Consider the following 13,441-nt stretch of genomic DNA (forward strand, 5'->3'; position numbering starts at 1 on the left):
CGAAGCGCGGGCTGGGGCGCGCCGGTCTCAGTTCTCTTGGGCCGCGGCGGCGAGCTTGGCCTCCGCGTCCTTGTCGACGCAGGACTGGATCACCGCGTTCAGTTCGCCGTCCAGGACCTGGTCCAGGTTGTACGCCTTGAATCCGGTGCGGTGGTCCGAGATGCGGTTCTCGGGGTAGTTGTACGTGCGGATCCGCTCCGAGCGGTCGACCGTACGGACCTGGCTGCGGCGCGCGTCCGAGGCCTCCCGCTCGGCCTCCTCCTGCGCGGCGGCCAGCAGCCGCGAACGCAGGATGCGCATCGCCTGCTCCTTGTTCTGGAGCTGGCTCTTCTCGTTCTGGCAGGACGCCACGATACCGGTCGGCAGGTGGGTGATCCGGACCGCGGAGTCGGTGGTGTTGACCGACTGGCCGCCGGGGCCGGAGGAGCGGTAGACGTCGATCCGCAGGTCGTTGGCGACGATCTCGACCTCGACCTCCTCCGCCTCGGGGGTGACCAGCACGCCCGCCGCGGAGGTGTGGATGCGGCCCTGGGACTCGGTGGCGGGGACGCGCTGCACGCGGTGCACGCCGCCCTCGTACTTCAGCCGGGCCCAGACGCCCTGGCCGGGCTCGGCGTTGCCCTTGGTCTTCACGGCCACCGAGACGTCCTTGTAGCCGCCGAGGTCGGACTCGTTGGAGTCGATGATCTCGGTCTTCCAGCCGATCCGCTCCGCGTAGCGCAGGTACATCCGGAGCAGGTCGCCGGCGAACAGCGCGGACTCCTCGCCGCCCTCGCCCGCCTTGATCTCCAGGATGACGTCCTTGTCGTCACTCGGGTCGCGCGGCACCAGCAGCAGCCGCAGCTCCTCGGTGAGCTCGTCCCTGCGGGCCTCGGAGGCCTTCGCCTCGGCGATGAACTCCGGGTCCTCCGCGGCGAGTTCGCGCGCGGCCTCGATGTCCTCGCCGGCCTGCCGCCACTGCCGGTAGACCCGGGTGATCGGGGTCAGCTCGGCGTACCGCTTGGCCAGCTTGCGGGCGTTGGCCTGGTCGGCGTGGACGGACGGGTCGGCCAGCCTCGTCTCGAGGTCGGCGTGCTCGACGAGGAGCTCTTCGACTGCCTCGAACATGGGGTGGCCTTCTTCCCGGTGACTCGGAAACGTGTGGGGGGTGGGGAATTCGCGGGGGGACGCGAACGGCGCCGGCCCCCAGCGCCCCCGACAACGAGTACGGGGGCACCGGGAACCGGCGCCGAGGGAGCGCTAGGCCTTCGCGCTGTGCTGCTTGCCGAAGCGGGCCTCGAAGCGGGCCACGCGGCCACCGGTGTCGAGGATCTTCTGCTTGCCGGTGTAGAACGGGTGGCACTGCGAGCAGACCTCGGCGCGGATCTCGCCACTGGTCTCGGTCGAGCGGGTGGTGAACTCGGCGCCGCAGGTGCAGGTCACGCGCGTGACCACGTACTCGGGGTGAACGTTGGGCTTCAAGGGGTTCTCCTAGGTTTCGGGAGGGTACCGGGTCGGCGGCTGGGGCGCCGCACGTGAACCGGGACCGACGGACCAGTCTGCCAGGACCGGCCGCATCTTCCCAAACCGGGTCGCGTTCCGGGATATTCCGGACCCCCCTCAGCGCGTGCCGGCGGCCTTCGCGGACGGCTTCCCCGCGGCCGGCGCGGGGGCCGTGGGGGCCGCCTGGGCGGGGTTCTCCGGCTGTTCGGAGACGATCGCGGAGGGGAACGGCTGGTCGGCCTTGAGCGCCGCCCAGACCTGCCCCGCCTGCGGCTGCAGCGGGACCACCCGGTTCGGGTCGCTGGGGGCCGTCTCCACCGGCAGGGTGACCATGCTCAGCTGGTCCGGGCCTATCCCCTTGAGCTCCTGGGCGAGCCCCACCAGCGAGTTCACCGAGCCGAGCGCGGAGTCGGTGGTGATGCTCCTGGTCACCGTGTCGCCGACCGACCACAGCTTGACCGGGTTGGTGAGCATCCCGCTCCCCCCGACCTGCTGCAGCAGCGACTTCACCATCTGCTTCTGGAGCTCGATCCGGCCGAGGTCGCTGCCGTCGCCGACGCCGTGCCGGGTGCGCACGAAGGCCAGCGCCTGCTGTCCGTCCAGGTGGTGCTCGCCGGGCGGCAGGTCGAGCCCGCTGTCCTTGTCGTGGATGGCCACCGTGGTGGTCACGGTGGCCCCGCCTATCGCGTCCACGACCCGGGCGAAGCCGGCGAAGTCGACCTGCAGGTAGTGGTCCATCCGCAGCCCGGTGAGCTGCTCGGTGGTCTTGACCGCGCAGGCCGCGCCGCCGCTCTCGAAGGCGCTGTTGTACATCGCGCGCTTGGCGCCGGGCACCGGCTTGCCGTTCGCGTCGACGCAGTCGGGGCGGGCGACCAGGGTGTCGCGCGGGATCGAGACGATCTGGGCGCCGGAGTGGGCCTGGTTGACGTGCACCACCATCGCGGTGTCCGAGCGGGCGGTGCCGCCGGTGTCCCCGCCGGCGACCGAGCCGTTGTCGCCGGCCCGCGAATCGGAGCCGAGCACCAGGATGTTGAAGGAGCCGTCGGTGGCGGCCGGCGGCCGGGCGTCGCCGAGCCGGGCGTCGATGTCGACGCTGGTGATGTTCCCGTTGAGCCTGAAGTAGGCGAAGAGGCCCGCGCCGGCGCCGAGGACGACGAGCGCGGCGAACGCGCAGGCGGCCGTCCGCAGGATTCTGCGGCGGCGACTCAGGACCCTCTTGTGCTCGGCCATACGGTCCAGAGTAAATCGGACAACATGATCCAAACGCCCCCAAGGTGTCCCGACTCTGGAACAAAGCGGCCAGGACGCACGGAACCCCGGACCGCTCGCGCGATCCGGGGTTCCGTGCTTCGACAGCCGTCCGGCTACGGTCAGTCGCCGGAGCCGGGGGTGGTCTTGGCGATCTGCATCAGGAACTCGGCGTTGCTCTTGGTCTGCTTCATCTTGTCCAGGAGCAGCTCGATCGCCTGCTGCGAGTCGAGCGCGTGCAGCACCCGGCGGAGCTTCCAGACGATGGCCAACTCCTCGCTGCCGAGCAGGATCTCCTCCTTGCGGGTGCTGGAGGCGTCCACGTCGACGGCCGGGAAGATGCGCTTGTCCGAGAGCTTCCGGTCGAGCTTGAGCTCCATGTTGCCGGTGCCCTTGAACTCCTCGAAGATCACCTCGTCCATGCGCGAGCCGGTCTCGACCAGCGCGGTGGCCAGGATGGTCAGCGAGCCGCCGTTCTCGATGTTGCGCGCGGCGCCGAAGAACTTCTTCGGCGGGTACAGCGCGGTCGAGTCGACACCACCGGACAGGATGCGGCCGGAGGCCGGCGCCGCCAGGTTGTAGGCGCGGCCGAGGCGGGTGATCGAGTCCAGCAGGATGACCACGTCGTGGCCCAGCTCCACCAGGCGCTTGGCGCGCTCGATGGCCAGCTCGGCGACGGTGGTGTGGTCCTCGGCCGGGCGGTCGAAGGTCGAGGAGATGACCTCGCCCTTCACCGACCGCTGCATGTCGGTGACCTCTTCCGGACGCTCGTCGACCAGGACGACCATCAGGTGGCACTCGGGGTTGTTGTGGGTGATCGCGTTGGCGACCGCCTGGAGCACCATGGTCTTGCCGGTCTTCGGCGGCGCGACGATCAGACCGCGCTGGCCCTTGCCGATCGGCGACACCAGGTCGATGATCCGGGTGGTCAGCACGCCCGGGTCGGTCTCCAGGCGCAGCCGCTCCTGCGGGTAGAGCGGGGTGAGCTTGTTGAACTCGGGGCGGCCGCGGCCGCTCTCCGGGTCCATGCCGTTGACGGAGTCCAGGCGCACCATGGCGTTGAACTTCTCGCGGCGCTCGCCCTCGCGCGGCTGGCGCACCGCACCGGTGATGGCGTCACCCTTGCGCAGGCCGTTCTTGCGGACCTGGGCGAGCGAGACGTAGACGTCGTTCTGGCCCGGCAGGTAGCCGGAGGTGCGCACGAACGCGTAGTTGTCGAGGATGTCGAGGATGCCCGCGACCGGGATCAGGACGTCGTCCTCGCCGACCTGCGGCTCGGCCACGCCCGCGGCCTCGAAGCCGTCACGGCCACGACGGCCGCGGCGGTCGCGGTAGCGCCCGCGCCGGCCGCGGCGGCCCTCGCCGAACTCGTCGTCCTCGTAGCCGCCCTGCTGCTGGGCCTGCGGCTGCTGGGTCTGCTGGCCCTGGCGGCCCTGCTGCTCGGCCTGGCCGCCCTGCTGCTGGCCGCCGCCCTGCTGGGGCTGGCGGTCGGCGCGCTCGCGGCGGTTGCGGCGGTCGCGGCGCGACTCGCGGCTGTCGCCGTCCTGGGCCTCGCCGCCCTCCTGGCGGTCGGCGCGCTCGGTGCGCTCGGTGCCCTCGCGGCGGTCACGGCGCTCACGGCGGTCGCGACGCGACTCGCGGCCGTCCTCGCGGCCCTCGAAGCCGCGGGTCTCGGCCGGGCGGGCCTCGGCCTGCTTCGGCTCGGCGACCGCGACGGTGGCGGGCTCGGCAGCGGCCTCGGCGACCGGGGCGACGGGCGCGCCGGCGGCCGAGGTGGCCCGGCGGCGGGTGCGCTCGGTACGGGCGGGCGCGGCGGTCTCCGCGGCGGCCTGGACCGGGATCTCGATCTGGGCCTGCGGCTCGGCGGCGGCCGGGGCCTCGGCCTTGGCGGCGGCGGCCTTGGTGCGGCGGGCCGGCTTCTCGGCCGGGGCCTCGGCGTCCGCCTTGGCGGCGGTGCGCTTGGCGGCCGGGGCGGTGCCACCGGCGGCGAGCAGCGGGTCCCCGCCGCTCTTCTCCTTGATGGTCTCGATCAGCTGGCTCTTGCGCATGCGTCCGGTACCGGTGATGCCAAGGTCCGCGGCGAGCTTCTGGAGCTCGGCCAGGACCATGCCGTCCAGGCCCGCGGCGGCACTGCGGCGGCGCCGCGCCGGAGCAGCGGGGGCGGCGGCTGCGTCCGACGCCTCTGCGTCCGGGCGCGCGCCCATCAGATCGGTGGAGTCGCTCACTAAGGGTCCTTCCCTGGAGCGGACGTCGGCCTGTCTGGCTCGGCGACCGGTTGTGCTGTCCTGACCAACGCTCGACTGCGTCGGTCCGAGGCGGTGATCCCTCGAATGGCGGGAGCCTGTCGAGAGAGGGTTACGTGCGAGGTGCGGTGCGTGAAGCACGGTGGTGCTGAGTGGCGCGTGGGCCGGTCGTGTGTCGACCTCCCCTGAGGGCGTAACCCCCACGCTTCCTGCGAATCCCGGGCCCCCGTCGCGTGACGGTGGCCCGTGCTCCGCCCGTCCTGGCCTCAGGTGGGAGGCTGCGGGTGGGAGTCAGGTGCCGTCACGGCTTCGGGATGCGGCCGCATGTCGCGCAGGCAGGCTGCGTACGCGCTGCGGTGGGCTCCCGGAGAATCGTCGCCCCGTGCATCGCCGGGACTCCACTGCCGTGGAGCGCTGGGATCGGGACGCGGCGCACCTAGCCCCGGAGGGCACCTGGTGCAGCAATGAGGTTAACACTACCGACCCCCTCAGACATTCCCCAGCCTTGCGCTTGCCAATCGTGTCCGTCGGACCCGGCTCGGCAGGGTGCCGGTGCCGGGTCCCGAGCGGCCCGTTCGGGCTGCTCAGACGTCCAGCGGGAGCACGACGGCCCCGGTGCGGTCGACGTCCAGCCGGTGCGCGGCGAACGCCGGGTCGCCGCCGTGGCCGTGGTGTCCGGCGAAGGAGAGCACCTTGTCGGCGCCCGCCTCGTCGGTGAGGGCCAGGACGGTCGGACCGGCGCCGGAGACGACCGCGGGGAAGCCCTCGGCGCGCAGGGCGCCGACCAGCGCGGCGCTGTCCGGCATGGCGGAGGCGCGGTAGTCCTGGTGCAGCCGGTCCTCGGTGGCGGCGAGGAGCAGTTCGGGGCGCCTGGTCAGCGCCTCCACCAGCAGTGCGGAACGGCCCGCGTTGACGGCCGCGTCGGCCAGCGGGACGGTCTTCGGCAGCAGTCCGCGCGCGGTCTCGGTGAGCACCTCGCCGGCCGGCACGAACACCACCGGGACGACCTGCGCGGACGGCTCCAGCACGACCGCCTTGGCCGACTCCTCGTCGGTCCAGGCGATCGTGAAGTTGCCGCGCAGGCAGGCCGCGACGTTGTCGGGGTGGCCCTCCAGCTCGGAGGCGAGGGCCAGCAGCGCGTCGTCGTCCAGCGCGGACCGGCCGCCGATGGTCACCGCGCGGGCGGCCACGATGCCGGCGCAGATGGCGGCCGAGGAGGAGCCGAGGCCGCGGCCGTGCGGTATCCGGTTGGCGCAGACCACTTCGAGGCCGCGGGGCTGGCCGCCGAGCCGGTCGAAGGCGGCGCGCATCGAGCGGACCAGCAGGTGGCGCTCGTCGCGCGGCAGCGTCTCGGCGCCCTCACCGGCGATGTCGACGGAGAGGCCGGAGTCGGCGACCCGGACGACCACGTCGTCGTACAGACCCAGCGCGAGCCCGAAGGCGTCGAAGCCCGGGCCGAGGTTGGCGCTGGTCGCGGGAACCCTGACCCGGACGGCGGCGGCACGGAACGCGGGACCGGCCATACGGTGGACTCTCCTGGGGTAAATCGGGCGGCGCGGAGCGCGTCGTCGGTGCGAGGGTGGGAACGGACCGCGGCCCCTCCGGGGGGCGGGCGGTCGCGGTGTCGGCGCGGCCCGGACCCGCCGGGCCCGGGGCATGTGCCACACGGCCGAAGCCAGAGTATCGAAGAGAGGTTCCCGAGCGGTACACCCCGTGGGCCTTCGATCTGGTGTGTTGCCGTTCTGGCCGGAAATGCTCACCCCTCCCCGTCGACGGGAGGGGTGGAAAAGGATCGCAATGCGGAACCCAATGGACACAAAAGTGTCAGGGGGGAACTCCGACGGGCCGACCCTCGAAAGGGTCGGCCCGTCGGGGCGTCAGGACCCTTTACCGGTCGAGCAGTCCGAGGCTGCGGGCGGCCGCCTCCGGGTCGATCGGGACGATCTGCGGCTGCGGCGCGCCGGCCACCGCCCAGTCCGGGTCCTTCAGGCCGTTGCCGGTCACGGTGCAGACGATCCGCTGGCCCGGGTCGACCAGGCCGGCCTCCGCCTTGGCCAGCAGACCGGCCACCGAGGCCGCCGAGGCGGGCTCCACGAAGACGCCCTCCTGCGAGGCCAACAGCCGGTAGGCGGACAGGATCTGACGGTCCGTCACCTTGTCGATGAGGCCGCCGGACTCGTCCCGCGCGGCGAGCGCGAAGTCCCAGGAGGCCGGGTTGCCGATCCGGATCGCGGTGGCGATGGTCTGCGGCTTGAGCACCGGCGCGCCGTCCACGATCGGGGCCGAGCCGGAGGCCTGGAAGCCCCACATCCGCGGGGTGCGGGTGGCGAGGCCGTCGGCCGCGTACTCGCGGTAGCCCTTCCAGTACGCGGTGATGTTGCCCGCGTTGCCGACCGGCAGGACGTGGATGTCCGGGGCGTCGCCGAGCATGTCGACGATCTCGAAGGCCGCGGTCTTCTGGCCCTCGATCCGCACCGGGTTGACCGAGTTGACCAGCGCCACCGGGTACTTCTCGGACAGTTCACGCGCAAGGGTGAGGCAGTCGTCGAAGTTCCCGTCGACCTGGAGGATCCTGGCGCCGTGGACCAGCGCCTGGCCCATCTTGCCGAGGGCGATCTTGCCCTGCGGGACGAGCACCGCGGAGACCATCCCGGCCCGCACCGCGTACGCGGCGGCGGAGGCCGAGGTGTTGCCGGTGGAGGCGCAGATGACCGCCTGCGCGCCCTCCTCCTTGGCCTTGGAGATGGCCATCGTCATCCCGCGGTCCTTGAAGGAGCCGGTCGGGTTGGCGCCCTCGACCTTGAGGTAGACCTCGCAGCCCGTGCGCTCGGAGAGCACCTGGGCGGGGACCAGGGGCGTGCCGCCCTCCAACAGGGTGACCACCGGGGTGGCCGCGGTGACCGGCAGGCGGTCCCGGTACTCCTCGATCAGGCCGCGCCACTGGTGGGTGTGCGCGCCTCGGACGACGTTCTCGGCAACGGCGTTCATGGCTGGTTCCTTATTCCCCTTCGACCCGCATGATGCTGGCCACGTCCCGCACGCTGTCCAGCGCGCGGAGCTTGTCGACCGTCGCCGACAGCGCGGCGTCGGTGGCACGGTGGGTGACCACGACGAGCGAGGCGTCGCCGTCGCGGCCCTGCTGGCGCACGGTGTCGATGGAGACGCCGTGCTCGGCGAAGACGGATGCCACCTGGGCGAGCACGCCCGCGCGGTCGTCCACGTCCAGGCTGACGTGGTAGCGGGTGACCACCTCGTCCATCGGCTTGGCCGGCAGCCGCGTGTACACCGAGTCACCGGGGCCGGTGGCGCCGGCGAGCTTGTTGCGGCAGACCGCGACCAGGTCGCCGAGCACCGCGGAGGCGGTCGGCGAGCCGCCCGCGCCGGGGCCGTAGAACATCAGCCGGCCGGCCGCCTCGGCCTCGACGAACACCGCGTTGTACGCCTCGCGGACGGAGGCCAGCGGGTGCGACAGCGGGATCATCGCCGGGTGGACGCGCGCGGTGACGGACTCGCCGTCCGCGGCCCGCTCGCAGATCGCGAGCAGCTTGACCACGCAGCCCATCTCCTTGGCGGAGGCGATGTCGGCCGCCGTCACCTCGGTGATGCCCTCGCGGTAGACGTCCGCCGCGGTGACCTTGGTGTGGAAGGCGATGCCGGCCAGGATCGCGGCCTTGGCGGCGGCGTCGAAGCCCTCCACGTCGGCCGTCGGGTCGGCCTCGGCGTAGCCCAGCGCGGTGGCCTCCTCCAGCGCCTCCGAGTAGCCGGCGCCGGTGGTGTCCATCTTGTCGAGGATGAAGTTGGTGGTGCCGTTGACGATCCCCAGCACCCGGTTGACCTTGTCCCCCGCGAGGGACTCGCGCAGCGGGCGCAGCAGCGGGATCGCGCCCGCCACCGCGGCCTCGTAGTACAGGTCCACCCCGGCCTCGGCGGCCGCGGCGTGCAGCTCGGTGCCGTCCTTGGCGAGCAGCGCCTTGTTGGCGCTGACCACCGAGGCGCCCTGCCGGAAGGCGGACAGGATCAGCGATTTGGAGGGCTCGATGCCGCCCACCACCTCGACCACCACGTCGATGTCGCCCCGGTTGACCAGGGCCTCGGCGTCGGTGGTGATCAGGTGCTCGGGGACGCCCGGGCGGGTCCGCCCGGCCCGGCGGACCGCGATCCCGGCCAACTCGACCGGAGCGCCGATGCGAGCGGCGAGGTCGTCGGCCGTCGTCGTCATGATGCGCGCCACCTCGGAGCCCACCACACCACAACCCAGCAACGCCACCTTCAGCGGGCGCGTACGCATCATCCGACTCCGCTCTGCATTCTTCTGCTTCGGTAATTTCCGGCGGGTTTTCCTGGACCGCCGGGAACTTCGGTCTCTACCAGTCTCCGGGACTTTCCGTACGGATCTACGGTCGTTCCATGATCTGAGACGAGGATTTCGTCATCCGATATCCAGACGCAGGAGATCCTCCTCCGTCTCGCGCCGGACGATCACCCGCGCCGCACCGTCCCTGACGGCGAGCACGGGGGGCTTGAGGGCGTGGTTGTAATTGCTCGCCATCGACCGGCAGTAGGCGCCGGTGGCGGGCACCGCGATCAGGTCGCCCGGGGCCAGGTCGGCCGGCAGGAAGGCGTCCCGGACGACGATGTCGCCGGACTCGCAGTGCTTGCCGACCACCCGCACCAGCATCGGCTCCGCGTCGCTGGTGCGCGACACCAGCGCCACCGAGTACTCGGCGTCGTACAGCGCGGTGCGGATGTTGTCGGACATCCCGCCGTCCACGCTGACGTAGGTGCGCAGGCCCTCCAGCGGCTTGACGGTGCCGACCTCGTACAGCGTGAACGCCGTCGGGCCGACGATCGCCCGGCCCGGCTCCACGCTCAGCCGGGGGGCGTCCAGGTTCGCGGCGGCGCACTCGCGGCGGACGATGTCGGCCAGCGCGGCCGCGATCTCGGCCGGGTCGCGCGGGTCGTCCTCGCTGGTGTACGCGATGCCGAGGCCGCCGCCGAGGTCGATCTCGGGCAGCTGGACGCCGTGCTCGTCACGGATCCCGGCCAGCAGGCCGACCACCCGGCGGGCGGCCACCTCGAAGCCCGCCATGTCGAAGATCTGCGAGCCGATGTGCGAGTGGATCCCGCGCAGCTCCAGGCTGTCGTGGCCGAGCACCCGGCGCACCGCCTCGGCGGCCGCTCCCCCGGTGAGCGACAGCCCGAACTTCTGGTCCTCGTGCGCGGTGGCGATGAACTCGTGGGTGTGCGCCTCGACACCGACGGTGATCCGGATCAGCACCCGCTGGCGCACGCCCTGGCGGGCGGCGATCGCGGCCAGGCGCCCGATCTCCTCGTAGGAGTCGACCACGATGTGCCCGACGCCGGTCTTCACCGCGTGCTCGAGCTCGTCCGCCGACTTGTTGTTGCCGTGCAGCGCGATCCGCTCCGGCGGCATCCCGGCGGCCAGGGCGACCGCCAGCTCGCCCGGGCTGCACACGTCGAGGTTGAGGCCCTCCTCGTGCAGCCAGCGCACGACGGCCTTGGAGAGGAACGCCTTCCCGGCGTAGTAGACGTCCGCGCCGGTGCCGAAGGCGTCCCGCCAGGCGCGCGCCCGGGACCGGAAGTCCTCCTCGTCCAGCACGTAGGCGGGGGTGCCGAACTCGGCGGCCAGCCGCCTGACGTCGATGCCGCCGACGGTCGCCACGCCCTCGGCGTTCCGGGCGACGGTGCGCGACCAGACCTTGGGGTCGAGCGCGTTCAGGTCGGCGGGCGGGGCCTGGTAGTGGCCCTCGGGCAGGACGTCGCCGTGACGGGGGCCTGCCGGGTGTGCGGAGCGACTCATCTTCGGAGATCCTTCGAGACCTATGGCGAGGGGCGGCGACGGTCCACGTTGACCGTCAGCCGCCCCCGCCGTGCGCTTGGGGGTGGTGCCTACATCCGCTCGGGCGCCGTCACGCCCAGGAGCGTGAGTCCGTTGGCGAGCACGGTGCGCGTCGCCTCGACCAGCCAGAGGCGGGCGCGGTGCGTGTCGGAGAGCTCCTCGTCGCCCTTGGGCAGGAACATGCAGTTCTCGTACAGGCGGTGGTACTTGCCCGCGAGGTCCTCCAGGTAGCGCGCGACCCGGTGCGGCTCGCGCAGCTCGCCGGCCGTGGCCAGCACCCGCGGGAACTCCGCGAGGTGGCCGAGCACGTCGGACTCCCACTCGGTGGCGAGCAGCTCGGGCTTGAACTGCTCGACCGTGCCCTTGTCCACGCCCAGCTCGGCGGCCTTGCGGGCCACGCCGCACATCCGGGTGTGCGCGTACTGGACGTAGAAGACCGGGTTCTCGTTGGTCTGGCTGGTCAGCAGGTTGATGTCCAGCGTGATCGTCGAGTCCGTGGAGGAGCGCGCCAGGGTGTAGCGGGCGGCGTCCACGCCGATCCACTCGATCACGTCGTCGATCGTGATGATGTTGCCGGCCCGCTTCGACATGCGGACCTCTTCGCCGTCGCGAAGCATCTTCACGAACTGGCCGATCTTCACCTCGATGTTGTGGTCCATGTCGTCGCCCGCGCAGGCCGCGATGGCCTTGAGGCGGTTGACGTAGCCGTGGTGGTCGGCGCCCAGCATGTAGAGCGCGACCTCGGCGCCGCGGTCCCGCTTGGACAGGTAGTACGCGGCGTCGGCGGCGAAGTAGGTCTTGTCGCCGTCGGCCTTGACCAGGACGCGGTCCTTGTCGTCGCCGAAGTCGGTGGTGCGCAGGAAGACCGCGTCGTCCTGCTCGAAGACGTGGCCCTGCTCGCGCAGCCGGTCGATGGCCTTCTCGACCGCGCCGGAGTCGTGCAGCGTCTTCTCCGAGAACCACACGTCGAAGTGGGTGCCGAACTCGTCCATCGAGCGCTTGATCTCGGCGACCATGAGCTTGAGGCCCTCGGTGCGGAAGACCTGGAGCTGCTCCTCCTCGGAGAGGTCGAGCACGCCGGGGATCGCGTCGGTGAGCGCCTTGGCGATGTCGACGATGTACTCGCCGACGTAGCCGTCCTCGGGCGCCGGGCGGCCGTTCGCGGCGGCCTGCAGCGAGGCGGCGAACTTGCCGATCTGCACGCCGGCGTCGTTGAGGTAGTACTCGGTGGTGACGTCGGCGCCGGAGGCCCGCAGCACGCGCGCCATCGAGTCGCCGACGGCGGCCCAGCGGACGCCGCCGATGTGGATCGGGCCGGTCGGGTTGGCGGAGACGAACTCCAGGTTGATCCTCAGGCCCTTGAGGGCCTCGTTGCGGCCGTAGGCCTCGCCCGCCTCGACGACGGTGCGCGCCAGCGCGCCGGCGGTGGCGGTGTCCCGGGTGATGTTCAGGAAGCCCGGACCGGCGATGTCGACCTTGGCGACGCCGGTGATCCCTCGCAGGCGGTCGGCCAGCAGCTCGGCAACGGCTCGCGGCGGCTTGCCGGCCGCCTTGGCGAGCTGGAGGGCCACGTTGGTCGCGTAGTCGCCGTGGTCCCTGTTCTTGGGCCGTTCGACCGTCACGTGCTCGGGCACGGCGACGGCCAGCTCGCCCGCCTCGACGGCGGAGCTCACTGCGGCCTGGATTGCCTGGGAAAGGTCTGCGGGGGTCACGACGCCAAGCGTAGGCGAGACGGGGTGCCCGCCCGCCACCCGGTTTACCGGTTGAGACGCCGGTGCGCCGTGGTTACCGGGTCTCAGCCGCGATCCGTCCGCTCTGTTCGCTCAGGGCGAACTGCGTCGGACGGGCCGGCACGGCGCCAGCCGGACGGCCCGGCGGACTGTTCCGCGAGCCCCATCAGGCGCCGGACCAGGGCCACCAGGTCGGCCGGGTCGAAGGGCTTGCCGAGGTAGCCGTCCACCCCGACCGTCTCCCCCAGGTCGAGGTCCGCCGGGGTGCAGGCGCTCACGATCGCGATCGGCAGCCGGCTGGTGTCCGGGGTCGCGCGCAGCCGGGCCGCCGTCCGCAGGCCGTCCAGCCTCGGCATCACCACGTCCAGCGTCACCACGTCGGGCCGCACCCGGCGGACGACCTCCAGGCACTCGGCGCCGTCGGCGGCGGTCACCACCTCGAAGCCCTCGAGCTCCAGGTTGACCCTGATCAGCTGGCGGATCACCTCGCTGTCGTCCACCACGAGGACCCGCCCGGACACTCCCGACACCTCACCGAGGGTATCGGCGGCCCCGCCGCCCCGTCCGGCCTTTGGGCACTTCCGCCCCCACCCGGCACACGGCCCGATCCCCGGGTCGATCCGCCGCCCGATTCGCGGCCCGATCCGCGGCCCGGACGATCTTCGGGGAAACCCGTGCACGGACCACCGCCGGAGCCTGGTACTGTTCTCACGTCGGAAGCGCGAGCGACCGACAGGCCAACAGGCCCCCGTAGCTCAGGGGATAGAGCACCGCCCTCCGGAGGCGGGTGCGTAGGTTCGAATCCTACCGGGGGCACTTCGCAGGAAGTGCAAGTCAGGCCCAGATCAGTGGAGTTGATCCACGGATCTGGGCCTTTG

10 protein-coding genes and 1 tRNA gene are annotated in these 13,441 nt (G+C 72.0%); 1 reads left to right on the top strand and 10 read right to left on the bottom strand.

Translation table 11 applies throughout. The features are described from left to right. Window positions 1-27: 27 nt before the first annotated feature. From prfA to ACFCY1_RS28640, 10 genes are all read right to left on the bottom strand, one after another. Window positions 28-1,107, bottom strand: a complete 1,080-nt coding sequence (prfA, locus tag ACFCY1_RS28595) for a peptide chain release factor 1 (RefSeq protein WP_049658075.1) — start codon at window positions 1,105-1,107, stop codon at window positions 28-30. Between the two features lie 132 nt (window positions 1,108-1,239). Next, window positions 1,240-1,461 carry a 50S ribosomal protein L31 gene (gene rpmE / locus ACFCY1_RS28600; protein ID WP_030057539.1) on the bottom strand — a complete coding sequence of 74 codons (222 nt, stop codon included), beginning with the start codon at window positions 1,459-1,461 and terminating at the stop codon, window positions 1,240-1,242. Between the two features lie 138 nt (window positions 1,462-1,599). Further along, a complete protein-coding gene (locus ACFCY1_RS28605) occupies window positions 1,600-2,712 on the bottom strand; it encodes an LCP family protein (protein WP_375876474.1) in 1,113 nt (370 codons plus the stop codon). 140 nt (window positions 2,713-2,852) lie between these two features. Beyond that, complete coding sequence (rho, locus tag ACFCY1_RS28610) at window positions 2,853-4,955, bottom strand: transcription termination factor Rho (RefSeq protein ID WP_375876475.1); 2,103 nt, start codon at window positions 4,953-4,955, stop codon at window positions 2,853-2,855. A gap of 602 nt (window positions 4,956-5,557) precedes the next feature. Next, window positions 5,558-6,496 (bottom strand): homoserine kinase, encoded by a 939-nt coding sequence (gene thrB, locus ACFCY1_RS28615; protein ID WP_375876476.1) that lies wholly within the window; start codon window positions 6,494-6,496, stop codon window positions 5,558-5,560. A 364-nt stretch (window positions 6,497-6,860) separates the two neighbouring features. After that, the gene (gene thrC / locus ACFCY1_RS28620; RefSeq protein ID WP_049655889.1) at window positions 6,861-7,961 is read right to left on the bottom strand and encodes a threonine synthase; all 1,101 of its coding nucleotides are present in this window, start codon (window positions 7,959-7,961) and stop codon (window positions 6,861-6,863) included. A gap of 10 nt (window positions 7,962-7,971) precedes the next feature. Then, on the bottom strand, window positions 7,972-9,264 hold the full coding sequence (locus ACFCY1_RS28625) for a homoserine dehydrogenase (RefSeq protein ID WP_049655891.1): 1,293 nt from the start codon (window positions 9,262-9,264) through the stop codon (window positions 7,972-7,974). A gap of 138 nt (window positions 9,265-9,402) precedes the next feature. Further along, window positions 9,403-10,794, bottom strand: a complete 1,392-nt coding sequence (gene lysA, locus ACFCY1_RS28630) for a diaminopimelate decarboxylase (RefSeq protein ID WP_375876477.1) — start codon at window positions 10,792-10,794, stop codon at window positions 9,403-9,405. Window positions 10,795-10,883: 89 nt separating this feature from the next. After that, window positions 10,884-12,545 carry an arginine--tRNA ligase gene (gene argS / locus ACFCY1_RS28635; protein WP_375876478.1) on the bottom strand — a complete coding sequence of 554 codons (1,662 nt, stop codon included), beginning with the start codon at window positions 12,543-12,545 and terminating at the stop codon, window positions 10,884-10,886. Window positions 12,546-12,628: 83 nt separating this feature from the next. Then, window positions 12,629-13,084, bottom strand: a complete 456-nt coding sequence (locus ACFCY1_RS28640) for a response regulator (protein ID WP_375876498.1) — start codon at window positions 13,082-13,084, stop codon at window positions 12,629-12,631. A gap of 223 nt (window positions 13,085-13,307) precedes the next feature. Here ACFCY1_RS28640 and ACFCY1_RS28645 point away from each other — a divergent pair. Then, window positions 13,308-13,379 (top strand) — tRNA-Arg (locus ACFCY1_RS28645). The last annotated feature ends 62 nt before the right edge of the window (window positions 13,380-13,441 follow it).

The sequence above is a fragment of the Kitasatospora sp. NPDC056273 genome (assembly GCF_042268845.1).
In the GTDB taxonomy this organism is placed as follows: domain Bacteria; phylum Actinomycetota; class Actinomycetes; order Streptomycetales; family Streptomycetaceae; genus Kitasatospora.